Source organism: Streptomyces sp. NPDC057900, assembly GCF_042887885.1.
Classification (GTDB): Bacteria; Actinomycetota; Actinomycetes; order Streptomycetales; family Streptomycetaceae; genus Streptomyces.
On the sequence record NZ_JBHVOI010000013.1, the window covers coordinates 154,329 to 177,433 of the forward strand.

The following is a 23,105-nucleotide window of genomic DNA, read 5'->3' on the forward strand; positions in this document are numbered from 1 at the left end:
TAGCCCGATTGCTTTCTCCTCGTTACAGGTGATGCGGTCCGCGGCTGGGACCGCATTTGCCAACTAGGAGGAACAATGATCAAGAAGATCGTCGCCGCTGCGGCTGTCACCGGTGGTCTGGTGCTCGCGGGCGCCGGCATGGCCGTCGCCGACTCGGGCGCCCAGGGTGCCGCCATCGGCAGCCCCGGCGTGCTCTCGGGCAACGTCGTCCAGGTTCCGGTCCACATCCCGGTCAACCTCTGTGGCAACACCGTCTCCGTGATCGGGCTGCTGAACCCCACCTTCGGCAACACCTGCGTCAACGCCTGACGTTGCACGTCAACCCGCAAGGGTTTGAGCCCGGTCGGCCTCGGAGCGCGCGCCATGTGCTCCGGGGCCGCCGGGTCCTTTGCCTCCGAACGCTCAAGTCCGGGGGTATTCCGGAAGGTAGAAGGCAGGAAACAACCTATGCGACAGGTCACGCGTAAAGGCCTGATCACCATGGCGGCCGCGGGCGGCGTACTCGCGCTCAGTGGCGGTTACGCGCACGCCGACGCGGGAGCGTCCGGCGGTGCTTCGAATTCCCCGGGGGTGCTTTCAGGGAATTCGGTACAGATCCCGGTCGATGTTCCGGTGAACGTCTGCGGTAACTCCGTGAGCGTCGTCGGACTGATCAACCCGACCTTCGGGAACGCCTGCGGAAACGGTTCTGGGGGTGCGGCCGCGGGCCGGACCGGATCGACCGCGGGCACCTCGGGCAGCCACGCCTCGGACAGCCGGGCCTCCGGCACCCACGCGTCGCAGGACCGTGGCCAGGGGGCGCGGACGGGCACCGGCAAGCACCGCGCCGCTCCCACCGGCAACGGGGGCGGGGCGACGGCGCAGGGCTACACGCAGGGCTCGCCCGGTCTGCTCTCGGGCAACCAGATCCAGGCCCCCATCGACATCCCCGTGAACGCCTGCGGGAACAGCATCGACATCGTCGGGCTGCTGAACCCCAGCTTCGGCAACGACTGTGAGAACGAGAGCACGCCGGAGGTCACGCCGCCGGTCACTCCTCCGGTTACTCCGGTCACGCACCCCAAGGCGCCGCCGACGCCCGGACCCCGCACCATCCCGAACGCGCCGGAGCCGCAGAGCATGCCCGAGGGCACTCCGCAGCTCGCACACACCGGATCGGGCGGGCTCGACCTGCTGATTCCGGCCAGCGCGGGACTGCTGCTCGCAGGCGCGGGCACGGTGCTGTACCGCCGGGCCAAGGCCGCCGCCTAGGTTCCTTCGGCCGGATCAGGCCGGATCAGGCCGGATCAGGCCGGATCGGGCCGTACAGGGCCGGATCAGGCCGGATCAGAGAGCGGGCCCCGCGAACAGCGGGGCCCGTTCCGTTTCACCAGGTCGCCCGCAGCTGGCGGATGATCCGCCGCCGCAGCCGGACCCGGCGGCTGCCGTCCAGGCGCAGCGTCAGTCGGTCCAACTCCCAGTGCCCGTACTCGGCATGGTCGGTCAGCAGGCGGGTCGTCTCCTTCCGGGACAGCCCGCGCGGCACGTACACGTCGACAAATTCGTATTCCGGCATCGCATCTATTGTGCGGGCAGACCCCCGGTACGGATAGCGTCTGCTCTATGTCTGATGCTGCGCAGCCATCCGCTGCCGAGGTACGCGCCGCCGCTGATGCGGTCAAGGTCGCGCTCGACCGTCACCTCGACGCGGTCGAACGCCGGTCCGGGGACGACGATCCCGCTGTCTACGACGCGTTCAACGCACTGGCCGCTGCGGCGGAGGTCTACGACGAACTCCTCTACGAGCGCCACGACGAGGTCACCCCCTTCGAGATCCCGGGCGCGGGTGACTCCCTGCCGCCCTACAGCGGTCCCGAGGAGCCGAACGCGCTCAGCGTGCTGATCCGCCGCGACTACGCGGTGGTGGAGCCGCAGCGGCTGCTCGCGCAGGCACAGCGCCTCGCGGACCTGGACCCGGACGTCCGCGACAGCGAGAGCGCGGCCGCCGCCGGCAGCAGCGTCCACGCGGCGCTCGGGGTGCTCTTCGGGGAGTACGAGGCGGACGAGATCGCGTCCCGGCACCTGGAATTCGGCCTTGAGGAGGGCGACTCGACCCTCTGGGTCGCGGCGGCGGACGAACTGCCGGAGCCGGGGGAGTGGCTGGGCGCGCCCTTCGACGACGCGGATCCGGAGCTGGTGGTCTGCCGGTTCGACGTCAGTGCCGTTTTCGACGAGGACGAGCTGGACGGCGAACTGGGCGGGGAACTCGACGGTCTGGCGAGGGACGGCTCCTGACCGGTTCCTCCGGTCTCTCCGATCCCTCCTGTGCCCGTGCCGGGTCTCACCCCTCGGATGCCTCCAGCAGGGTGCGCAGCCGGGTGGTGCGGTCCTGCGCGGGGGACTGGGCGACCGCGCGCGGCAGCGCCTGATCCACCCCGTGCACCACGGACAGGTGCCGCTCGCCCCGCCCGAAGGCGGTGTAGACCCAGGCGCGGCTGAGCCCCTGCGCGGCGTCACCCGGCAGTACGACGACGACGGCGGGCCACCGCATACCGGCCGCCTGATGGGCGCTGAGCGCCCAGGCATGGCGCACGGACGCCTCCACCCGCTCCTGCGGCACGACGACCGGGGTCCCCGCACAGTCCAGGCGCAGGCCCTCCGCGTCGGCCGAGACGACCACGCCGGGCACCGTTCTGCCCGGTGCGGGGACATGGGCGATCCGGTCGCCGGGATCGAAGCCGCCGAACCGGCCCGGTCCGGGGTTGAGCCGCTGCTTGAGCGCCTCGTTCAGCGCCCGGGTGCCCGCGGAGCCGCCGTGGCCCACGGTGATCACCTGGGTCTCGGACGACGGGACGCCGATGACGCGCGGCACCGAGTCGGCCACCAGCTGCACCGTGCGGTGCACCGCCTCGCCCGCGTCACGCACGGGCACGATCACCACCTCCCGGCCCGGCGCCGCCACCTGGTTCAGCTCCCCGATGCCGATGCCGGAGACCAGCTCCCCGATCGGGCCCGGATCCGGCGTACGGGAGACGACCTGCGGGCACGCGCGAGCGGCGAGCACATCGGCGAACACCCGGCCCGCACCCGCTGAGCCCAGCACGCCCGGATCGCCGCTGAGCACCAGCCGGGTCCCGTCCGCGAGAGCCTCCACCAGCATCGCGCCGGTCTCGACGTCGACCTGCGGGGCGTCCAGCACGACGAGCAGATCGACGGCGAGGGCCCCCTCCTCGTCCCGTCCAGGGCCCTGTGCACCGGAGAGCAGCCCGGCCAGCGTGACGGCCGCGGAGGGGTCGCCCACTGCCTCGGCCAGCCGCCGTGCGCCGTCCGCGCTGTGGGTGGCGCCCAGGGCCCGCAGGCCCAGGCCGCTCGCCGCGGCGATCAGCGCGGCGGGCTCGGCCCTCGCGGCCTCGCCGCCGGTGTGCGCGACGAGCCCGTGGGCCGCTGCGGTACGGATCAGCTCGGCGGCCGAGGGGGAGGGCGCCGACTCGGCGGCCCCGGACCAGTCGGCGTCCTTCTCGACCGCGTTCGCCAGCCGGGCCAGCCCGTCCGCGAGGCTCTCCTCCGCCAGGGCGTAGCGGTCGAGGCCCAGGAACACCCGCACCGGCTCCTGCGGGCCCGCTTCCAGGTCCTCCGCGGGCGCGTCGGCGGCTTCCGGCGCCTCCTCCGCCCCTTCCTGCGTCCCGTCCTCCGGGCCGTCCTGGAAGACCAGGACGACGCCCTCGGCTACGGCGTGCTCCACGGCCGCGTCCGGGTCGCTCACCGCCCGCCCGGTGAGCGCGGCCCGCACCTCCGTGGAGTCCAGCGCGGTGTGGCCCCGCAGCGCCGCGCGCTCCAGCAGCCAGCCGATCAGGGCGTCGGTGCGCCGCTCGTCGTCCGGGCCGCACTCCGCGCCCAGCAGCGCCCGTGCGAAGCCGTCGGCCTGCTCCGGGCCGACGCCGGGCAGGGCGAGCAGCTGCCAGGGGTCCTCGCGCAGAACGTCGTCCGCGTGTGCGCCGAGCGTGGCGGCGGCCGGGGCGGCCAGGCTCTCCGGGGCGCCGCCGGCGGCCAGCACGGCGGCCACGGCGGCGACCGTCTCCGGGGCGGCGCCACGGTCCGCGCCGGCGGGCTCGGGGGCCCGCTCCCGGACCGGGGCGGGAGCGGGCCGGCGGGGGGCGGCGGGGGCGGGGGCGTCGAAGAACGCGGCTCCCGGCTTCTCGCCGCTCTCCACGGCGCGTACGGCCGCCAGCAGGTCGGCGGCCGGTCCGCTCAGCTTCGTACCGGCGGGGATGGGCCCGTCCTTCTCGGCCTTGCGCTTCTCGATCCGCTCCAGCAGCTCGCGCTGGGCCGCCAGCTCCGCCTCCGCCTCGGAGAGGACCGGGGCGGCGGCGGTGTCGCCGTCGGCGCTCGCGTCGTCAGCCGCCCCTTCGGTGGCTTCGTCGGTCCCGGCGGCGGCCTCCTCGGTCGCTTCCTCGGCGTCGGTGGCCTCCTCGGCGGGGGAGGGCTCGGAGGCGTCCGCGACGACGCTTTCGTCGTCGGTGGCCGGGGAGCCGGGGGTTTCCCCCCGGGGAAGCGCAGTCACAGCGTGCTCCAGTCCTGGTCGGGATAGCGGTGCACGGGCGCCGACACATCGTCGAGCGCGCGGCAGATCTCGTCAGGAAGACTAAGCGCCTCCACCGACAAAGCCTCCGTGAGCTGGTGCGCGTTGCGCGCGCCGACGATCGGGGCGACCACGCCCGGCCGGTCCCGTACCCAGGCGAGCGCCACCTGCAGCGGCGTCGTGGCGAGCCCGTCGGCCGCGGTCGCCACGGCGTCCACGATGCGGCTCGCCGGGTCGTCGAGATACGGCTCCACGAACGGGGCCAGCAGCTCGGAGGCGCCTCGCGAGTCCGCCGGAGTGCCGGTGCGGTACTTGGCGGTCAGCACGCCCCGGCCCAGCGGCGAGGACGGCAGCAGCCCCACTCCGAGGTCCAGCGCCGCCGGCAACACCTCGCGCTCCACGCCCCGTTGCAGCAGCGAGTACTCCATCTGCGTACTGGCCAGCCGGGTCCGCAGACCGGGCGAGGCGAGCTGCCAGGTCGCGGCCTTGGCCAGCTGCCAGCCGCAGAAGTTCGACACTCCCGCGTAGCGGGCACGCCCGCTGGACACCGCCAGGTCCAGCGCCTGGAGTGTCTCGTCCAGCGGCGTCACCGGGTCGAAGGCGTGCACCTGCCACAGATCCACGTAGTCCGTGCCGAGCCGGGCCAGCGAGGCGTCGAGGGCGGCCAGCAGATGCCCGCGCGAACCGTCGAACCTGCGGTACGGGTCCGGCACGCTGCCGGCCTTGGTGGCGATGACCAGATCGCGCCTCGGCACCAGCCCTTCGACGAGGCGCCCGAGCAGGTACTCGGACTCGCCGCCGCCGTACACGTCCGCCGTGTCGACCAGGGTGCCGCCCACCTCCCAGAAGGCCTTCAGCTGCTCGGCAGCGTCGTGCTCGTCGGTGTCCCGGCCCCAGGTGAGGGTGCCGAGCCCGATCCTGGACACGCGAAGGCCGGTGCGGCCGAGATGCCTCTGCTCCATGGGCGCTGAGATTACTGGCCACGGCTCCGCATCCGTCAGGGCTGTGGACAACCGGGGCCCCGGTCACCCCTGCCGGATCGTGTTCCCGCGCGCTAGAGTCCGGAGCACAGAGACGTTACTGATCAGTAAGGGGAGCGGCTATGCGGCTCGGCATCAATCTCGGTTACTGGGGCGCGGGTATGGACGGGGACAACCTCGCCGTCGCGCAGGAGGCCGACCGGCTCGGCTACGACGTCTGCTGGGCGGCCGAGGCCTACGGCTCCGACGCCCCGACCGTGCTGAGCTGGGTGGCCGCGCAGACCGAGTCCATCGACATCGGCTCCGCGATCATGCAGATCCCGGCCCGCCAGCCCGCCATGACGGCGATGACGGCCGCCACCCTCGACTCGCTCTCCGGCGGCCGCTTCCGGCTCGGCCTCGGGGTGTCGGGGCCGCAGGTCTCGGAGGGCTGGTACGGCGTCAAGTTCGACAAGCCGCTGGCCCGCACCCGCGAGTACGTCGAGATCGTCCGCAAGGCGATGTCCCGCGAACGGCTCTCGTACGAGGGACAGCACTGGACGCTCCCGCTGCCGGACGGGCCGGGCAAGCCGATCAAGCTGACCATCCACCCCGAGCGCGAGCACATCCCGGTGTACATCGCCGCGATCGGCCCGAAGAACCTGGAGCAGACCGGCGAGATCGGTGACGGGGCCCTGCTGATCTTCCCCTCCGCGGAGCACCTGGAGGACACCGCGATCAGGCACCTGCGGGCCGGCCGGGAGAAGGCCGGCAAGACCATGGAGGGCTTCGACGTCTGCCCGACCCTGCCGCTCGCGGTCGGCGACGACGTCAACGGCCTCGCCGACATGTTCCGGCCGTACACCGCGCTGTACGTCGGCGGCATGGGCAGCCCCAAGCAGAACTTCTACAACCAGCTCGCCCAGCGCATGGGGTACGAGAAGGAAGCCGCCGAGATCCAGGAGAAGTACCTGTCCGGCGACAAGAGCGGTGCCGCCACCGCCGTTCCGCACCAGCTGATCGACCAGACGACGCTGCTCGGCCCGGTGGAACGGATCTCCGACCGGATGCAGGCCTACGCGGCCGCGGGCGTCACCACCCTGACCCTGGCCCCGGCCGGCTTCACGCTCGACGAGCGGATCGCCGCGCTGCGCGCCGGCACGGACGCGCTGGAGCGCGCCGGACTCGCCTAGGGCGTGTTTCGAAAGTAGCGTCGTCCGCCCGAAGGGCGGGCCCGGCGGCGCCTGGTGCGTGCGATCGCAAGGCGCGGAAATGGTCTCGTAGCGGAGCTACTAGGGCATTTTCGCAACGCCGCGAGCGTGCGTGCCAGGCGCCGCCGGGCAGACGGGACTTTCGAAACACGCCCTAGGGGCCTGTCCCGTCGCCGGGCAGCACTACGGCCGTGGTGGGGGCTCGGGGGCTCCCCGCCACGGCCGTCACGCGGAACAACGCGGCCGGGGCGGTTGGGTTACGGGGCCTGTGCGGAAACGGTTCGCCGGAGCGGTGGCGGACCCGCCACCGGGCCCACGTTCGGCGCAGTCCTGGGGCCTTCCTGTTGCCCGTCGGGGCCGGGCGCATTTGACTGTCGCTCGGCGGACGCCGGTACGGAGGTGGCAGTGATGCTCTCGGCAAAGAACCTGTTCCAGGAGATTCTCGACGACGACGAGTCGTTCCGGCTGTTCTGCTCCATCGCCGCCGGCGGGGAGTCCCAGGGAGGCTGGGAGAACGGCCGCATCGCGGCTCTCGTCCCCGCGAGCCAGCGCGCCCTGGCCCCCAAGATCGCCCGGCACGGAGCCGACGAGGACAAGCACGGTCGGATCTTCAACGCCCTCCTGCACAAGCGCGGTCTGACGCCCGTCGAGGTCCCCCACGAGACCGACTACACGATGCTGCTGGAGCAGTACGGCATCGGCCTCGCCCATGAGCAGCTCGGGCGCGAGGAGCCGCTCGCGGAGCGCGACATCATCACCTACCTCGCCCACAGCCGGGTCACGGAGCAGCGCGCCTCCGAGCAGATGCGGCTGCTGCGGAAGTACTTCGCGGACCACCCGGAGCTGGGCCGCGCGGTCAGGATGATCTCGAACGACGAGGACAACCACCTGGCGTACTGCCACGAGGAACTGCTCCGCTTCGCCCGGTCCGGACACGGCCGCACGATCCAGAGCATCCTGCGCGAGTGCGCGCTCGGAGAGATCCGGGTCTACCGCGACGTCAGCCTCGCCGTGATGGACCACATGGGCCGCATCCTGGGCTGGCCGAGAGCCAAGGCCGCGCTCCTGGCGGCGGGAATCCACGCCGTCTACGCCTACGAGCGCCTGCTGGGCTGGCGGCGCATGGTCAGCCTGGCGCCGCCGGAACGGCGCGACGCGCTGGGCGGCCCGGCCGTCCCGGCGCCCGAGTACGGCTGAGCGCGGAGCCCCGGCTCTCTCAGAGCCAGCCGCGCCGCTTGAACTGGCGGTACAGACCGAGGACCACGCCCGCCATCAGCAGGATCACCGCCGGGTAGGCCCACACCCACTTCAGCTCCGGCATGTGGTCGAAGTTCATGCCGTAGATCCCCGCGACCATGGTCGGCACCGCCGCCATCGCCGCCCAGGCCGAGATCTTGCGCATGTCGTCGTTCTGCCGCACCCCCATCTGCGCGAGATGCGCGGACAGGATGTCGGAGAGCAGCCGGTCCAGGCCCTCCACCTGCTCGTTGGCGCGCGTCAGATGGTCCTGGACGTCCCGGAAGAACGGCTGCGACTGTTCATGGACGAAGGGCACCCCCGCGCTCGCCAGCCGGGCCAGCGGGGCGCCCAGCGGGACGGTCGCCCGGCGGAACTCCAGCACCTGGCGCTTGAACGTGTAGATGCGCGCCGCGGTGTTCTTCGAGTCGCCGGTCGCGGCCGGGGCGAAGACCTCGGTCTCCAGCTCCTCCAGGTCGACCTGGAGCTCACCCGCGACATCGATGTAGTGGTCCACGATCGCGTCGCTGATGGCGTACAGCACCGCGGTGGGCCCGTGCTTGAGCACATCGGTCTCGGCCTCCAGCCGGCGGCGCACCGCGGCCAGCGGAGCACCCTCGCCGTGCCGGACCGTGACGACGAACGAGTCGCCTATGAACACCATCAGTTCGTCCGCGCTGACCGTGTCGCTCTCGTGGTCGTACACGACCGGCTTGATGACGGCGAACAGCGAGTCGTCGTACACCTCCAGCTTCGGCCGCTGGTGCGCGGCCAGCGCGTCCTCCACCGCCAGCGGGTGCAGCCCGAACTCGCTGCTGACCAGCTCGAACTCCTTCTCCGTCGGCTCGTGCAGACCGATCCACAAGAACGCGTCACCGGTGGACCGGGCCTCATCGAGGGCGTCGGAGAAGTCGGCGGGGCCGTCGGTGCGGCGCCCGTCCCGGTAGATGGCGCAGTCCACAATCACGGCGCGTATTGTGCCCTGCCCAGGTCCCGGGCGCACCTTTGCCCGGACGGCGGCCTACGCTGGCCGGTATGCCCACCCTGATCCTCGTACGCCACGGACGCTCCACCGCCAACACGGCCGGGGTGCTCGCGGGCCGGACCCCCGGCGTCGCGCTCGACGAGCGCGGCACGGAGCAGGCCGCGGCGCTCCCCGCACGGCTGGCCGCGCTGCCGCTCGTCGCGGCCGTCAGCAGCCCCCTGCAGCGCTGCCGCGAGACGCTGCGCCCCCTGCTCGACGCGCGGCCGGAACTGCCGCTGCACACCGAGGAGCGCATCAGCGAGTGCGACTACGGCGACTGGTCGGGCCGCAAGCTCGCCGAGCTCACCGACGAGCCGCTGATGACGGTCGTGCAGCAGCACCCGTCGGCCGCGGCCTTCCCCGGCGGCGAGTCCATGCGGGCGATGCAGGCACGCGCCGTCGACGCGGTCCGGGAGTGGAACGCGCGGATCGAGGCGGAGCACGGTGAGAACGCCGTCTACGTGATGTGCTCGCACGGGGACATCATCAAATCCCTGGTGGCCGACGCGCTCGGCATGCACCTGGACCTCTTCCAGCGGATCCACGCGGACCCGTGCTCGGTCACCGCGATCCGTTACACCAGGCTGCGGCCCTTCCTGCTGAGGCTCGGCGACACCGGCGATCTCGCCCCGCTGGCCCCGCGCGAACCGTCCCCCGACGAGGCGAAGGCCGCCGGTACGGAGGCCGATGCCGCGGTCGGGGGCGGCGCTGGGGCGCCGTGATCGCTCCGCGCAGTAGGGTGGACGCGCCGTAGGCCCCGTTCCGGGAGGACTCTCTCCCGGGCCCCCGGCCGCCCCCCATCCGCGTCAAATCACAAGGGAGACAGGACGTGTCCCGTCAGGTGTTCCTCTACGACCCCCCGGACCGTTTCGTGGCCGGTACGGTCGGGCTGCCTGGACGTCGTACGTTCTTCCTGCAGGCATCCTCAGGCGGACGTGTCACCAGCGTGGCCCTGGAGAAGACCCAAGTCGCCGCCCTCGCAGAGCGGGTGGACGAACTGCTCGACGAAGTGGTCCGCCGCACCGGGGGCAACTCCCCGGTGCCGGCCGTGGCCCCGATGGACGTCACCGACACCGCTCCGCTCGACGTCCCCGTCGAGGAGGAGTTCCGGGTCGGCACGATGGCCCTCGCCTGGGACGGCGAGGAACAGCGCATGATCGTCGAGGCGCAGGCCCTGGTCGAGCTCGACGCGGAATCCGTCGAGGATCTCGCGGAGGCCGAGGAGCGGCTGCTCCAGGACGAGGAGAACGGCCCGCCGATGCTCCGGGTCCGGCTCAGCGGCGCCCAGGCCCGCGCCTTCGCCAAACGCGCCCTGGACGTCGTGAACGCCGGCCGCCCGCCGTGCCCGCTGTGCAGCCTCCCGCTCGATCCGGAAGGACACGTATGCCCGCGCCAGAACGGATACCGCCGCGGGGCCTGACCGACGCCGGGCGGATCACCCTGCTCGGCAAGGGCGAGCTCACCGTCCTCGGACAGGTCCGCGGCGCGTCCAACGCGGTGCTGTACTGCTCGGTCGCCCACGAGGGCGAGGAAGCGCACTGCGTGTACAAGCCGGTCGCCGGTGAGCAGCCGCTCTGGGACTTCCCCGACGGCACGCTCGCCCAGCGCGAGGTGGCCGCCTACGAGGTCTCCGAGGCGACCGGGTGGGGCCTGGTGCCCCCGACCGTGCTGCGGGACGGTCCGTACGGCCAGGGCATGTGCCAGCTGTGGATCGAGGCGGCGCCGCAGGGCGAGGACGATCCGGGACTGCTCGCGCTCGTCGAGGACGAGGAGCCGGGCGAGGGCTGGAAGGCCGTGGCCCTCGCCGAGGTGGGGGAGGGGAAGACCGCGCTGCTGGTGCACGCCGACGACCCCCGGCTGAGGCGGCTCGCGGTCCTCGACGCGGTGATCAACAACGGCGACCGCAAGGGCGGGCACCTGCTGCCCGCACCCGACGGCCGGCTGTACGGCATCGACCACGGTGTGACCTTCAACGCCGAGGACAAGCTGCGCACCCTGCTCTGGGGCTGGGCGGGCGAGCCGCTGCCCGCGGAGGCGGTCGAGGTACTGGACCGGCTGGCCGCGGAGCTGGAGCCGGGGGCGGCCCTGGTCACCCGGCTGGAGGAACTCATCACCGCGGCCGAGATCGAGGCGCTGCGGGCCCGCGTGGCGGGGCTGCGGTCCACCGGGCTGCACCGGGAGCCGAGCGGGGGCTGGCCGGCCATTCCGTGGCCGCCCGTGTAGGCGGGGCCCGGCGGGCGGCCGCGGGCGGCCCCGGTCCGGCCGTCCGGCCCGCACCCGCCCGGGTACGGGTCCGGCGTCCGCTGCCGGGGGCGTGACGCACTCTCCGGGGCCGGGCGCAAGAGTGCCTCTTCGGACAGGATTGCCCCTCCGGTTCGTATCCGGAAGGCGCGTCCGGTTACGCTCGTCGCATGCATGCCTGGCCCGCTTCTGAGGTCCCCGCCCTTCCTGGCAAGGGCCGCGACCTTCGGATCCACGACACCGCGACCGGCGGACGGATCACCCTTGACCCCGGTCCCGTCGCCCGCATCTATGTCTGCGGCATCACGCCGTACGACGCGACCCATATGGGTCATGCGGCGACCTACAACGCGTTCGACCTCGTCCAGCGCGTGTGGCTCGACACCAAGCGGCAGGTTCACTATGTCCAGAACGTGACGGACGTGGACGACCCGCTGCTGGAGCGGGCCGTGCGCGACGGTCAGGACTGGACCGAGCTCGCCGAGCGCGAGACGGCCCTGTTCCGTGAGGACATGACCGCCCTGCGCATGCTCCCGCCGCAGCACTACATCGGAGCCGTCGAGGCGATACCCGGCATCGTGCCGCTCGTCGAACGCCTCCGGGACGCGGGCGCCGCCTACGACCTCGACGGCGATGTGTACTTCTCCGTCGACACCGACCCGCACTTCGGCCAGGTCTCCAACCTGGACGCGGAGGCGATGCGGCTGCTCTCCGCCGAGCGCGGCGGGGACCCGGAGCGTCCTGGCAAGAAGAACCCCCTCGACCCGATGCTCTGGATGGCCGCCCGCGAGGGCGAGCCGAGCTGGGACGGCGGCTCCCTCGGCGCCGGCCGCCCCGGCTGGCACATCGAGTGCGTCGCCATCGCCCTGGACCACCTCGGCATGGGCTTCGACGTCCAGGGAGGCGGCTCCGACCTCGCCTTCCCGCACCACGAGATGGGCGCCTCGCACGCCCAGGTGCTGACCGGCGAGCACCCGTTCGCCCAGGCGTACGTGCATGCCGGAATGGTCGGCCTGGACGGCGAGAAGATGTCCAAGTCCAAGGGGAACCTGGTCTTCGTCTCGGCGCTGCGCCGCGACGGCGTGGACCCGGCGGCGATCCGCCTGGCCCTGCTCTCGCACCACTACCGCTCGGACTGGGAGTGGACCGACCAGGTCCTCGCGGACGCGGTGGACCGGCTCGCCCGCTGGCGCGCCGCCGTCTCGCGGCCCGACGGGCTGGCCGCCGACGCGTTGGTCGAGGAGGTCCGCGAGGCCCTCGCCGACGATCTGGACACCCCGACGGCGCTGGCCGCCGTGGACCGCTGGGCCGAGCGGCAGAGCGCCGCGGGCGGCCCGGACGAGGGGGCGCCGGGACTTGTCTCGCGCACCGTCGACGCGCTGCTCGGTGTCGCGCTGTAACTGCCCGCCGCGTTACGTCCGTTCACCGGCCCCGAACTTCTTGATGAAGTTCGGGGCCGGTTCCGTTTTGTCCATGGTCAAATGCTCGGTGCTGCGCTAAAAGCGCTCTATGCAATCATCAACACGCATCAGAACGGCAGTAGTTGCAGCGCTGCTGGGACTGTTCGCCGTCGTCTCGGGACCGGGCGGTGCCCACGCGGATCCGGCCGCCCCCACCGAGTCGACGGTCGGCGATCTCACCGGCTTCTCGGCCGACGGACCCGTCTACCACCTGCGAGCGGGCACCGCACAGGCCCGTGTCAGCTTCGTGTCCGACGAGACCTTCCGGATCGAACTGGCCCCGGACGGCACGTTCACCGACCCGGCGGGCGACGCCATCGTGCTGCCCCAGGGGACCCCGCCCCGCACCCACTGGAAGGAGCGGAGCGACCGTTACGACCTCTCCACCGGCGATGTCACGCTGCGTGCCTACAAGTCGCCCCTGCGATTCGCCCTGTACCGGGCCGACGGCACCAAGGTGTGGTCGGAGGCGAAGGGGCTCAGCTGGGACGGCGAGAAGACCACCCAGACCCTCGCGCGCGGCGGCGACGAGCAGTTCTACGGCGCCGGTATGCAGAACGGCCGGGGCAACACCTCGCACCGGGGCCAGACCGTCGAGGTCGGCGTCGACTACAACTGGGACGACGGCGGGCACCCCAACTCCGTGCCCTTCTACCTCTCCTCGGCCGGCTACGGCGTGTTCCGCAACACCTTCGCGCCGAACACCTACGCCTTCAACGACCCGGTGGCCACCAGCGCCCAGGAACAGCGCTTCGACGCCTACTACTTCGCGGGCGACGCCAAGGACGTCATAGGCCAGTACACCAAGCTCACCGGAAAGCCGTTCCTGCCGCCGGTCTACGGCATGGAGATCGGCGACTCCGACTGCTACCTGCACAACGCCAACCGGGGCGAGCGCCGCACCAAGGACTCGCTGAAGGTCGCCGACGGCTACGTCGAGAACGACATGCCGAACGGCTGGATGCTCGTCAACGACGGCTACGGCTGCGGCTACGAGGACCTCGCGGAGACCGCCAAGGGCCTCCAGGACCGCGACATGGAGCTCGGACTGTGGACCGAGGACGGCATCGACAAGCTCGGTGACCAGGTCAAGGCGGGTCAGCGCGTCGCCAAGCTGGACGTGGCCTGGGTCGGTGACGGCTACAAGTTCGCCCTGGACGGCTGCAAGGACGCCTACAAGGGCATCGAGGACAACAGCGACGCCCGCGGCTTCACCTACGCCCCCGAGAGCTGGGCGGGCGCCCAGCGCTGCGGAGTCCAGTGGTCCGGCGACCAGTCCGGCACCTGGGACTACATCCGCTGGCAGATCCCCACCTACGCGGGCGCCACGATGTCCGGCCTCGCCTACACCACGGGCGACGTCGACGGCATCTTCGGCGGCAGCGCCAAGACGTACACCCGTGACCTCCAGTGGAAGATGTTCCTGGGGACCACCATGACCATGGACGGCTGGGCGGCCAGCGACAAGCAGCCCTTCCGCTACGGCGAGCCGTACACCTCCATCAACCGCGACTACCTGAAGCTCAAGGAGTCGCTGCTGCCCTACCAGTACTCCTACGCGCACGAGGCGACGAAGACCGGCGTCGGCATGGTCCGCCCGCTGGTGCTGGAGTACCCGGACGACCCGAAGGCGGCGACGGACGCGGCGAAGTACGAGTTCATGTCCGGCGAGGACTTCCTCGTCGCCCCGGTCTACCAGGACAGCACCGAGCGCGACGGCATCTACCTGCCGAAGGGCACCTGGACCGACTACTGGACCGGGCGGACCTACCAGGGACCGACGACCGTCGACGACTACAGCGCCCCGCTCGACACCCTGCCGCTGTTCGTCAAGGGTGGCGCCAGCGTGCCGATGTGGCCGGGCATCCGCTCCTACAAGGACCGCACGGCCGGCTCCCCGCTCGCCTGGGACATCTACCCGCAGGGCAGGTCCTCGTTCACGCTGTACGAGGACGACGGCGTGACCCGCGAGCACCGCGACGGCGCGTACGCGACCCAGACGGCCGACGTCCGCGCTCCGGCGAAGGGCGCGGGCGACATCACCGTGAACATCGGCGAGAGCAAGGGGAAGTTCACCGGCAAGCAGAGCAGCCGCCCGTACGAGTTCAGTGTGCACACGGGCTCTGAGCCGAGCGCGGTGAAGCTCACCGGCAAGCTGCCCCGGCTGGGCTCTGCCGCCGCCTACGCGAAGGCCGAGCAGGGCTGGTGGTACGACCGCGACGACCGGGGCGGCGTCGTGAAGATCAAGACCGCACCGCTGTCCACGGGCAAGAAGTTCTCCGTGAAGCTGGAGAACACCAGCGCGGTCGGCGGACGGAACGCGGCGGCCACGGCCGCCGTCTCCGCACCCCGGGGCCAGGAGATCGGCGCGGGCGCCCCGGCCACCGTCTCCGTCGATGTCACCGCGGGCCGGAGCGACGTCACGGACGCCGCTGTCTCGCTGGACGTCCCCAAGGGCTGGAAGGCCACCCCGGCAGCCACCGTGCGCCGGATCCCGGCGGGCACCACCCGGCGGGTCGAGGTGTCGGTGACCCCGGCGAAGGACGCCACCGTGGGCGAGGCGCGGATCACCGCGCTGGCCCGCTACCGCTCCGCGGGCGAATCCCGTACGGCGGTCCAGCGGATCGCCGCCTCCGTGATGCCGCCGCCGCCCACCGGTGAGGCGTGGGCGAGCGATCTGGAGTGGCTGAGTTCGGCCAACGGCTACGGTCCGGCGGAGCGCGACCGCAGCAACGGCGAGTCGGGCGCGCAGGACGGCAAGACGCTCACGCTGGCCGGGAAGACGTACGAGAAGGGGATCGGCACCCACGCCGATTCCGACATCGAGTTCTACACCGGCGGACAGTGCTCGAAGTTCACCGCGGACGCCGGGATCGATGACGAGATCGACGGATACGGCGAGGTGGCGTTCTCCGTCGAGGCCGACGGCAAGGTGCTCTGGACCTCGCCGAAGGTGACCGGCGCGTCGGCGACCGTACCGGTCGACGTACCGCTGGACGGTGCGCGTCATGTGCGGCTGAAGGTCACGGACACCAACGGGTCCAAGACCGGCGACCACGGCGACTGGGCCGCGGCGCGCTTCACCTGCTCCTGAGTATCAGCAGCGGAAAAGGGAGCCGGGCGGGTGTTCACCCGCCCGGCTCCCGGCTGTCCGGCTCGGCTGTCGGATCAGTCCTCCGACTAATCCTCCGATGAATCGCCCGGCGCTTCGTCTCCCGAAGTGTCCCCCGGAACTTCAGGGGTGTCCTTCGGTGTCTCGTCCGGCGTCGGGGCCGAACCGGAACCCGGACCCGTGCCGCGCGAGGGACCGCTTCCGGGCCCGCTCACCTGGCCTGGACCGGTGTCCGGCCGGGTCGGCTTCGGCGGCCTGGTCCGGCCGCTCGACGTGTCGCGCAGGTACGAACTGTCGCCGCTCTCCGTCGCGTGCCCGCCGGGCCCGGCGACCGGACCCGGGTCCCGGCGCCGCAGATAGCGCTCGAACTCCCGAGCGATGGCCTCACCGCTCGCCTCGGGAAGCTCCGCGGTGTCGCGGGCCTCCTCCAGCGTCTGCACGTACTCGGCCACCTCGCTGTCCTCCGCGGCCAGTTGGTCCACCCCGAGCTGCCAGGCGCGCGCGTCCTCCGCCAGTTCGCCCAGCGGGATGCGCAGCCCGAGGAGATCCTCCAGCCGGTTCAGCAGTGCCAGGGTGGCCTTCGGGTTGGGCGGCTGCGACACGTAGTGCGGCACCGCCGCCCAGAGGCTCACCGCGGGCACGCCCGCGTGGGTGCACGCCTCCTGGAGGATGCCGACGATGCCGGTCGGTCCCTCGTACTTGGTCTCCTCCAGGTCCATGGTCCGCGCCAGATCCGGATCGGACGTCACACCGCTGACCGGTACCGGACGGGTGTGCGGGGTGTCGCCGAGCAGCGCACCGAGCACCACCACCATCTCGACGCCCAGTTCATGGGCGAAGCCCAGGATCTCGTTGCAGAACGAGCGCCAGCGCATCGACGGCTCGATGCCCCGGACCAGGACGAGATCGCGTGGCTTGTCCCCGCCGATGCGGACCACGGAGAGCCGGGTCGTCGGCCACGTGATCTTGCGCGCCCCGCCCTCCATGAATACGGTCGGCCGGTTGACCTGGAAGTCGTAGTAGTCCTCGGCGTCCAGCGCCGCGAACACCTCTCCCTTCCACTCCCGGTCCAGGTGCGCGACCGCCGTGGAAGCCGCGTCACCCGCGTCGTTCCACCCCTCGAACGCGGCCACCATGACCGGGTCGACCAGCTCGGGAACCCCGTCGAGCTCGATCACCCAGGCCTCCTTCCGAAGTTCCCTTGCGTACGGAACAACCTTACGGCTTCCGGCCACTCCCGCCGCAGCCCCCGCGCACGGCCGGGGCGAACCCGGGCCATGGGGGTGCATCACCGGTCGAATCAGGGCATCAAGCCTGCCATACATCCGAGCTGTGTGGGGGCAATTTCGGCTCAACCCTGGACGTTGGCCCCTTCGGGGCGCTATACATCGGATGACCAGAGCAGAGGTCCGATGTTATTTCCCCTGGGGGCGCACATGAGTCAGACCGTCACGGACTTCGAGGTTCACGACATCCGTTTTCCGACCTCGGAGCAACTGGACGGCTCGGACGCCATGAACCCCGATCCCGACTACTCGGCTGCCTATGTCGTACTGCGTACCGACGCCGCGGACAACGATGGTGGCGGTATCGAGGGACATGGCTTCTGTTTCACCATCGGGCGCGGCAACGAGGTGATGGCAGCCGCCATCCAGGCGCTGCGGCCCTACGTCGTGGGCCGTCCCGTGCCCCGCACCGCGGCAGACCTGGGCGCGTTGTACCGGGACCTCACCCACGATTCCCAACTGCGCTGGCTGGGGCCCGAGAAGGGCGTGATGCACATGGCGGCCGGCGCGGTCGTCAACGCGGCCTGGGACCTGGCGGCGAAGCGGGCGGACAGACCCGTCTGGCAGTTCCTGGCCGAGATGACGCCGGAGGAGCTCGTCTCCCTCGTCGACTTCCGCTACCTCAGTGACGCCCTCACCCCCGAGGAGGCGCTCGCGATCCTGCGCGCCGCGGAACCGGGCCGGGCCGAGCGGGCCGAGCGGCTGCGCGCCGAGGGATACCCCGCCTACACCACCTCGCCCGGCTGGCTCGGCTACTCCGACGACAAGCTGGTCGGACTGGCGAAGGAGGCCGTCGCGGACGGCTTCACCCAGATCAAGCTGAAGGTCGGCGGCGACCTCGCCGACGACGTCCGCAGGCTCGGACTCGCCCGGCAGGCCGTCGGCGCCGACGTACGGATCGCGGTCGACGCCAACCAGCGCTGGGACGTCGCCGACGCGGTCGAGTGGATGAACGCCCTCGCACCGTACGACCCGCACTGGATCGAGGAGCCGACCAGCCCCGACGACATCCTCGGCCACGCCGCCGTGCGCGCCGGGCAGCCGGTCAAGGTGGCCACCGGCGAACACGTCGCCAACCGGGTCGTGTTCAAGCAGCTGCTCCAGGCCGGCGCGGTCGACTTCGTCCAGATCGACGCCGCACGGGTCGCGGGTGTCAACGAGAACCTGGCGATCCTGCTGCTCGCCGCCAAGTACGGCGTACCGGTCTGCCCGCACGCGGGCGGCGTCGGCCTGTGCGAGCTGGTGCAGCACCTCTCGATGTTCGACTATGTGGCGGTCTCCGGGACTTGGGAGGACCGGGTGATCGAATACGTCGACCATCTGCACGAACACTTCGCGGACCCCACCGTGATCGAATCCGGCCGCTACCGGGCCCCGGCCTCCCCGGGCTTCTCCGCCCGGATGCTGCCCGAGTCGATCGCCGCACACCGTTATCCGGAGGGCCCCGTATGGCAGGCCCGCCGCACCACTGAGGAGGACAGCCGATGACCGGCACACGCGACTTCGAGGGGATGAACGCTCTGGTGACGGGCGGCGCCTCCGGTATCGGGGCCGCCGTCGCGACCATGCTCCTGGAGCGGGGCGCCCGGGTGGCCGTCCTCGACCGGGAGACCGCGGGCGCCCCGGCGGGCACCCTCGCCGTCAAGGCGGACGTGACCGACGACGCGGCCGTACGCGACGCGGTCGAGCGGGCGGCGGCCGAACTGGGCTCCCTGCACACGCTCGTCTCGAACGCGGGCATCGGGTCCATCGGCTCCGTCGAGGACAACGACGACGACGAGTGGACCCGGGTCCTGGACATCAACGTCCTCGGCATGGTCCGCACCGCCCGGCACGCCCTGCCGCACCTGCGGCGCGCCGCCGCCGAGCGCCCCGGCGCCGTCTCGATCACCCAGACCTGTTCGATCGCCGCGACCGCCGGGCTGCCGCAGCGCGCCCTGTACAGCGCGAGCAAGGGCGCGGTCCTCTCGCTGACCCTCGCGATGGCCGCCGACCACGTCCGCGAGGGCGTCCGGGTCAACTGCGTCAACCCCGGCACCGCGGACACCCCGTGGATCGGCCGGCTGCTCGGCCAGGCCGGCGACCCGGACGCGGAGCGCGCGGCCCTCAACGCCCGGCAGCCGCTGGGCCGGCTGGTCTCCGCCGACGAGGTGGCCGCCGCGATCGTGTACCTCGCCAGCCCGGCCGCCGCCTCCGTGACGGGCACCGCGCTGGCCGTCGACGGCGGAATGCAGGGCCTGCGCCTGCGCCCCGCCGACAGCTGACCGCAGGGCGGGCGGCCCGAGCCGAACCACCGGGGGCGCCCGCCCCGTACCACCTGCACCAACAGATCTCAGAGCCGGTACTCCACAAAGGAACGGGACACCAATGAGAGTGCGTACGACGAGTGCGGCAGCCTGCGCCGTACTGCTGGCCGTCACTGCCCTCGCGGGCTGCAACCGCGAATCGTCGGACGACGGCGCGGGTGGCGGAAAGGTCGGCATCGACCTGCCGCGCAGCGACAGCGACTTCTGGAACTCCTACCAGAACTACATCCAGAAGGGGGTCAAGGGCGGCGAGGTCAAGGCGCTGCCGCTGACCAACTCGCAGAACGACATCGGCAAGCTGGTCGCCAACGTCCAGACCTTCGCCGACCAGGGCGCCAAGGCCGTGGTGATGGCCCCGCAGGACACCGGCGCGATAGCCGAGTCGCTGAACACGCTGAACGAGAAGAAGATCCCCGTCATCAGCGTCGACACCCGCCCGGACAAGGGCGACATCTACATGGTGGTCCGCGCCGACAACAAGGCGTACGGGACGAACGCCTGCAAGTACCTCGGTGAGCAGCTGAAGGGCAAGGGCAAGGTCGTCGAGTTCCAGGGCGACCTGTCCTCGATCAACGGCCGCGACCGCTCCGAGGCCTTCAAGTCCTGCATGGACAAGGACTTCCCGGGCATCAAGGTGTTCGAGCTGGCCACCGACTGGAAGGGCGACGTCGCCTCCGCGAAGCTCCAGTCGACGCTGGCCGCGCACCCCGACATCAACGGCATCTACATGCAGGCCGGCGGCGTCTTCCTGCAGCCGACCCTCGCGCTCCTGGAGCAGAAGAAGCTGCTGAAGCCGGCCGGTTCGCCGGGCCACATCACCATCATCTCCAACGACGGCATCCCGGAGGAGTTCGACGCCATCAAGGCCGGGAAGATCGACGCGACGATCTCCCAGCCCGCCGACCTGTACGCGAAGTACGCGCTGTACTACGCGAAGGCGGCGCTGGACGGGAAGACCTTCAAGGAGGGTCCGACCGACCACGACTCCACCATCATCAAGATCCCGAACGGCTTCGAGGACCAGCTGCCCGCGCCGCTGGTGACCAAGGACAACGTGGACGACCCGAAGCTGTGGGCCAACCAGCTGGAGAAGAAGAAGTAGCCATGGACCAGCCACCCCCTCCTGCCGTACAGGCGGAAGGCGTCGTCAAACGCTTCGGGCCGACCGTGGCGCTCGACGGCGTGAAGCTCACCGTGCAGCCGGGCGAGTCGCACGCGCTCGTCGGCCGCAACGGCGCGGGCAAGTCGACCCTGGTCAGCGTGTTGACCGGACTCCACAAGGCGGACGCGGGAACGGTCACCTTCGGCGGGGAGCCCGCGCCCGCCTTCGGTGACACCACGGCCTGGCAGTCGAAGGTCGCCTGTGTCTACCAGAAGTCCATGGTCGTCCCCGACCTGACCGTCGCGGAGAACCTCTTCCTCAACCGGTTCGACGACAACGCCCGCTGGATCAGCTGGGGGCGGCTGCGCAAGCGCGCGGAGCGGCTCCTGGCCGACTACGGCGTCCAGGTCGACCCGAACACCAGGGCCCGCGATCTCGCCGTCGAGCAGCGGCAGTTCGTCGAGATCGCCCGCGCGCTGTCCTTCGGCGCGCGGCTGATCATCCTCGACGAGCCGACCGCCCAGCTCGACGCCCGCGGCATCGGGCGGCTCTTCGACAAGCTCCGGGAACTGCAGAGCCAGGGAGTGGCGTTCCTCTTCATCTCCCACCACCTCCAGGAGGTGTACGAGCTCTGCACGGCGGTCACCGTCTACCGCGACGCCCGGCACGTACTGACCGCCCCGGTGGCGGACGTGGTGAAGACGGAGCTGGTGGCGGCGATGACGGGCGAGAAGTCCGGTGGCGCCGTCGCCTGGCACGCGGCCGGTGCCACCACCCCGCCCGACGCCGCGGCCGAGCCCGTCCTGAGCGTCGAGGGGCTCACCCTGGAGGACCGGTTCGAACCGCTGGACCTCCAGGTGCGCCCCGGCGAGGTGCTCGGCCTGGCCGGCTCCGCGGCCAGCGGCAACACCGCACTGGGCGAGGTGCTCGCCGGGATGCGCAAGCAGGGCGGCGGCACCGTCCGGGTGCACGGGGAGACCGTGCGCCCGGGAAGCGTGCCGCACGCGCTGGCCGCCGGGATCGGCTACATCCCGGAGGACCGGCACGACCAAGGCCTGGTCCTGCAGCGCAGCGTCGCGGAGAACGCCACCCTCACGGTCGCCGACCAGCTCGGACCGTGGGGGACCGTACTGCCCTCCCGTACGCGGGAGTTCGCCCGGGGCATGATCGACTCACTGGACATCAAGACCCAGGGCCCCGAGCAGCCCGTCGCCGGGCTCTCCGGCGGCAACCAGCAGAAGGTGGTCGTCGCCCGCGCGCTGGCCCGCAGGCCCAGCGTGCTGGTGGCGGTCCGGCCCACCGCGGGCGTGGACGTCAAGTCCAAGGACTCGCTCCTCGGGGTCGTCCGGCGGGTGGCCGACGAGGGCAATGCCGCGGTCGTCGTCTCCGACGAGCTGGACGATCTACGGGTCTGCGACCGGGTGCTGGCCCTGTTCCACGGGCGAGTGGTCGCCACGTTCGCAAGCGGGTGGACCGACGGGGATCTCGTCGCCGCCATGGAAGGTGTGGGGGAAAGGGAATGACCGGCACGATACGGCCGTCCACGGCCGACGACATCGAGGCGGGACCGAAGGGCGGAATCAGGGACGACAGCCCGCTGAGCCGGCTCAAGCTGATCCGGTGGAGCGACTTCTCGCTGGTGCCGGTGATCCTGGTGCTGATGGTGATCGGCTTCATCGTGTCGCCGGTCTTCCTCACCTCTGACAACCTGATCAGCGTCGTCCAGCAGTCCTCCGAACTCAGCCTGCTGGTGCTGGGCCAGGCCCTGATCCTGATCTGCGGGCGGATGGACCTGTCGCTGGAGTCGACGATCGGCATCGCGCCCGTCGTCGCCATGTGGCTGGTGCTGCCCGGCGACGACGGCCGCTTCGCCGGGCTGGGAATCCTCCCCACCTGGATGGCGATTCCGCTCTGCCTGCTGGTGGGTCTCGTCATCGGCGCGATCAACGGCTTCCTGATGCTGAAGCTCCGGGTCAACGGCTTCATCGCCACGCTCGGCATGCTGACCATGCTGCGCGGACTCCACATCGGCATCACCGAGGGCAAGTCCATCACCGACGTCCCGGAGTCCTTCCGCTACCTCGGCAAGACCTCCTGGCTCGGTGCGCCGGCCGCGGTCTGGATCTGCCTGTTCCTCTTCGCCGTCGGCGGCGCGGCGCTGGCCTGGCTGCGCCACGGACGCTCGCTGTACGCGATCGGCGGCAACCCGGAAGCGGCGCGCGCCGCCGGCATCCGGGTCGACCGGGTCACCTGGATCGTCCTCGCCATCGGCGGCCTGCTGGCCGCCTTCGCGGGCATCCTCTACACCGGCCACTACGGCGCGGTCGCCGCGACGCAGGGCAACGGCTGGATCTTCCAGGTGTTCGCGGCGGCGGTGATCGGCGGTATCAGCCTCAAGGGCGGCCGAGGCACCCTGTTCGGTGCGCTGACCGGCGTACTGACGCTCCAGCTGGTGGTCAACGTGATGACCCTCGGCGGCGTCCCGGCCCTGTGGAACCAGTTCCTCAACGGCGCGATCATCATCGTCGCCCTGGTCATCTCCCGCTTCGCGAGCGGTGAGAAGCAGGACTGAGAGAGCAGTGGTAACACAAACGCCGGACGGGCTGGATG

The 23,105-nt window shown here is 71.4% G+C and carries 20 protein-coding genes; 15 read left to right on the forward strand and 5 right to left on the reverse strand.

The window, feature by feature from the left end:
• Positions 1-75 precede the first annotated feature (75 nt).
• Positions 76-309, forward strand: coding sequence for a chaplin ChpH (gene chpH / locus ACFVQ0_RS32210; protein ID WP_024493808.1), 234 nt, complete (start codon positions 76-78; stop codon positions 307-309).
• Positions 310-447: 138 nt separating this feature from the next.
• The gene (locus ACFVQ0_RS32215; protein WP_390092730.1) at positions 448-1,251 is read left to right on the forward strand and encodes a chaplin; all 804 of its coding nucleotides are present in this window, start codon (positions 448-450) and stop codon (positions 1,249-1,251) included.
• A 115-nt stretch (positions 1,252-1,366) separates the two neighbouring features.
• On the opposite strand, the gene ACFVQ0_RS32220 is transcribed toward ACFVQ0_RS32215, so the two are convergent.
• Positions 1,367-1,555, reverse strand: coding sequence for a DUF5703 family protein (locus ACFVQ0_RS32220; RefSeq protein ID WP_024493806.1), 189 nt, complete (start codon positions 1,553-1,555; stop codon positions 1,367-1,369).
• A gap of 47 nt (positions 1,556-1,602) precedes the next feature.
• Here ACFVQ0_RS32220 and ACFVQ0_RS32225 point away from each other — a divergent pair, with 47 nt between their 5' ends.
• Positions 1,603-2,274: a hypothetical protein gene (locus ACFVQ0_RS32225; RefSeq protein ID WP_390092731.1), complete on the forward strand. Its 672-nt coding sequence runs from the start codon at positions 1,603-1,605 to the stop codon at positions 2,272-2,274.
• A gap of 46 nt (positions 2,275-2,320) precedes the next feature.
• Here the strand turns inward: ACFVQ0_RS32225 and ACFVQ0_RS32230 are convergent, their stop codons facing one another.
• Both ACFVQ0_RS32230 and ACFVQ0_RS32235 read right to left on the reverse strand, forming a co-directional pair.
• Positions 2,321-4,540 carry an ATP-dependent RecD-like DNA helicase gene (locus ACFVQ0_RS32230; RefSeq protein ID WP_390092732.1) on the reverse strand — a complete coding sequence of 740 codons (2,220 nt, stop codon included), beginning with the start codon at positions 4,538-4,540 and terminating at the stop codon, positions 2,321-2,323.
• The gene (locus ACFVQ0_RS32235) at positions 4,537-5,520 is read right to left on the reverse strand and encodes an aldo/keto reductase (RefSeq protein ID WP_390092733.1); all 984 of its coding nucleotides are present in this window, start codon (positions 5,518-5,520) and stop codon (positions 4,537-4,539) included. The genes ACFVQ0_RS32230 and ACFVQ0_RS32235 overlap by 4 nt, the downstream gene beginning before the upstream one ends.
• Before the next feature lie 140 nt (positions 5,521-5,660).
• Between ACFVQ0_RS32235 and ACFVQ0_RS32240 the strand changes: the two genes are divergently transcribed.
• Both ACFVQ0_RS32240 and ACFVQ0_RS32245 read left to right on the forward strand, forming a co-directional pair.
• A complete protein-coding gene (locus ACFVQ0_RS32240; protein ID WP_390092734.1) occupies positions 5,661-6,710 on the forward strand; it encodes an LLM class F420-dependent oxidoreductase in 1,050 nt (349 codons plus the stop codon).
• Between the two features lie 426 nt (positions 6,711-7,136).
• Positions 7,137-7,925, forward strand: a complete 789-nt coding sequence (locus tag ACFVQ0_RS32245) for a ferritin-like domain-containing protein (RefSeq protein WP_390092735.1) — start codon at positions 7,137-7,139, stop codon at positions 7,923-7,925.
• 19 nt (positions 7,926-7,944) lie between these two features.
• On the opposite strand, the gene corA is transcribed toward ACFVQ0_RS32245, so the two are convergent.
• A complete protein-coding gene (gene corA / locus ACFVQ0_RS32250) occupies positions 7,945-8,940 on the reverse strand; it encodes a magnesium/cobalt transporter CorA (protein WP_390092761.1) in 996 nt (331 codons plus the stop codon).
• A 59-nt stretch (positions 8,941-8,999) separates the two neighbouring features.
• Here corA and ACFVQ0_RS32255 point away from each other — a divergent pair, with 59 nt between their 5' ends.
• The 5 genes from ACFVQ0_RS32255 to ACFVQ0_RS32275 all read left to right on the forward strand — a co-directional run bounded on the left by ACFVQ0_RS32255 (position 9,000) and on the right by ACFVQ0_RS32275 (position 15,783).
• A complete protein-coding gene (locus tag ACFVQ0_RS32255; RefSeq protein WP_390092736.1) occupies positions 9,000-9,710 on the forward strand; it encodes a histidine phosphatase family protein in 711 nt (236 codons plus the stop codon).
• Positions 9,711-9,817: 107 nt separating this feature from the next.
• A complete protein-coding gene (locus tag ACFVQ0_RS32260) occupies positions 9,818-10,408 on the forward strand; it encodes a DUF3090 domain-containing protein (protein WP_123528141.1) in 591 nt (196 codons plus the stop codon).
• Positions 10,372-11,211, forward strand: a complete 840-nt coding sequence (locus ACFVQ0_RS32265; protein ID WP_390092737.1) for an SCO1664 family protein — start codon at positions 10,372-10,374, stop codon at positions 11,209-11,211. Before ACFVQ0_RS32260 ends, ACFVQ0_RS32265 begins: the two co-directional genes overlap by 37 nt.
• A gap of 188 nt (positions 11,212-11,399) precedes the next feature.
• On the forward strand, positions 11,400-12,629 hold the full coding sequence (mshC, locus tag ACFVQ0_RS32270) for a cysteine--1-D-myo-inosityl 2-amino-2-deoxy-alpha-D-glucopyranoside ligase (protein ID WP_390092738.1): 1,230 nt from the start codon (positions 11,400-11,402) through the stop codon (positions 12,627-12,629).
• A 109-nt stretch (positions 12,630-12,738) separates the two neighbouring features.
• Positions 12,739-15,783 carry an NPCBM/NEW2 domain-containing protein gene (locus ACFVQ0_RS32275; protein ID WP_390092739.1) on the forward strand — a complete coding sequence of 1,015 codons (3,045 nt, stop codon included), beginning with the start codon at positions 12,739-12,741 and terminating at the stop codon, positions 15,781-15,783.
• A gap of 86 nt (positions 15,784-15,869) precedes the next feature.
• On the opposite strand, the gene ACFVQ0_RS32280 is transcribed toward ACFVQ0_RS32275, so the two are convergent.
• On the reverse strand, positions 15,870-16,979 hold the full coding sequence (locus tag ACFVQ0_RS32280; protein ID WP_390092740.1) for a PAC2 family protein: 1,110 nt from the start codon (positions 16,977-16,979) through the stop codon (positions 15,870-15,872).
• Between the two features lie 258 nt (positions 16,980-17,237).
• Here ACFVQ0_RS32280 and ACFVQ0_RS32285 point away from each other — a divergent pair, with 258 nt between their 5' ends.
• The 5 genes from ACFVQ0_RS32285 to ACFVQ0_RS32305 all read left to right on the forward strand — a co-directional run bounded on the left by ACFVQ0_RS32285 (position 17,238) and on the right by ACFVQ0_RS32305 (position 23,067).
• On the forward strand, positions 17,238-18,575 hold the full coding sequence (locus ACFVQ0_RS32285) for an L-fuconate dehydratase (protein ID WP_390092741.1): 1,338 nt from the start codon (positions 17,238-17,240) through the stop codon (positions 18,573-18,575).
• A complete protein-coding gene (locus ACFVQ0_RS32290; RefSeq protein WP_390092742.1) occupies positions 18,572-19,351 on the forward strand; it encodes an SDR family NAD(P)-dependent oxidoreductase in 780 nt (259 codons plus the stop codon). Before ACFVQ0_RS32285 ends, ACFVQ0_RS32290 begins: the two co-directional genes overlap by 4 nt.
• Positions 19,352-19,454: 103 nt before the next feature.
• Positions 19,455-20,495, forward strand: coding sequence for a sugar ABC transporter substrate-binding protein (locus ACFVQ0_RS32295; RefSeq protein ID WP_390092743.1), 1,041 nt, complete (start codon positions 19,455-19,457; stop codon positions 20,493-20,495).
• A gap of 2 nt (positions 20,496-20,497) precedes the next feature.
• Positions 20,498-22,018, forward strand: a complete 1,521-nt coding sequence (locus ACFVQ0_RS32300) for a sugar ABC transporter ATP-binding protein (RefSeq protein WP_390092744.1) — start codon at positions 20,498-20,500, stop codon at positions 22,016-22,018.
• The gene (locus ACFVQ0_RS32305) at positions 22,015-23,067 is read left to right on the forward strand and encodes an ABC transporter permease (RefSeq protein WP_390092745.1); all 1,053 of its coding nucleotides are present in this window, start codon (positions 22,015-22,017) and stop codon (positions 23,065-23,067) included. Before ACFVQ0_RS32300 ends, ACFVQ0_RS32305 begins: the two co-directional genes overlap by 4 nt.
• The last annotated feature ends 38 nt before the right edge of the window (positions 23,068-23,105 follow it).

Bases quoted from the DNA above. Each gene is read 5' to 3' on its own strand.
- chpH (WP_024493808.1), top strand. From the start codon at position 76: ATGATCAAGAAGATCGTCGCCGCTGCGGCTGTCACCGGTGGTCTGGTG.
- ACFVQ0_RS32215 (WP_390092730.1), top strand. From the start codon at position 448: ATGCGACAGGTCACGCGTAAAGGCCTGATCACCATGGCGGCCGCGGGC.
- ACFVQ0_RS32220 (WP_024493806.1), bottom strand. From the start codon at position 1,555: ATGCCGGAATACGAATTTGTCGACGTGTACGTGCCGCGCGGGCTGTCC.
- ACFVQ0_RS32225 (WP_390092731.1), top strand. From the start codon at position 1,603: ATGTCTGATGCTGCGCAGCCATCCGCTGCCGAGGTACGCGCCGCCGCT.
- ACFVQ0_RS32235 (WP_390092733.1), bottom strand. From the start codon at position 5,520: ATGGAGCAGAGGCATCTCGGCCGCACCGGCCTTCGCGTGTCCAGGATC.
- ACFVQ0_RS32240 (WP_390092734.1), top strand. From the start codon at position 5,661: ATGCGGCTCGGCATCAATCTCGGTTACTGGGGCGCGGGTATGGACGGG.
- ACFVQ0_RS32245 (WP_390092735.1), top strand. From the start codon at position 7,137: ATGCTCTCGGCAAAGAACCTGTTCCAGGAGATTCTCGACGACGACGAG.
- ACFVQ0_RS32255 (WP_390092736.1), top strand. From the start codon at position 9,000: ATGCCCACCCTGATCCTCGTACGCCACGGACGCTCCACCGCCAACACG.
- ACFVQ0_RS32265 (WP_390092737.1), top strand. From the start codon at position 10,372: ATGCCCGCGCCAGAACGGATACCGCCGCGGGGCCTGACCGACGCCGGG.
- mshC (WP_390092738.1), top strand. From the start codon at position 11,400: ATGCATGCCTGGCCCGCTTCTGAGGTCCCCGCCCTTCCTGGCAAGGGC.
- ACFVQ0_RS32275 (WP_390092739.1), top strand. From the start codon at position 12,739: ATGCAATCATCAACACGCATCAGAACGGCAGTAGTTGCAGCGCTGCTG.
- ACFVQ0_RS32285 (WP_390092741.1), top strand. From the start codon at position 17,238: ATGAGTCAGACCGTCACGGACTTCGAGGTTCACGACATCCGTTTTCCG.
- ACFVQ0_RS32290 (WP_390092742.1), top strand. From the start codon at position 18,572: ATGACCGGCACACGCGACTTCGAGGGGATGAACGCTCTGGTGACGGGC.
- ACFVQ0_RS32295 (WP_390092743.1), top strand. From the start codon at position 19,455: ATGAGAGTGCGTACGACGAGTGCGGCAGCCTGCGCCGTACTGCTGGCC.
- ACFVQ0_RS32300 (WP_390092744.1), top strand. From the start codon at position 20,498: ATGGACCAGCCACCCCCTCCTGCCGTACAGGCGGAAGGCGTCGTCAAA.
- ACFVQ0_RS32305 (WP_390092745.1), top strand. From the start codon at position 22,015: ATGACCGGCACGATACGGCCGTCCACGGCCGACGACATCGAGGCGGGA.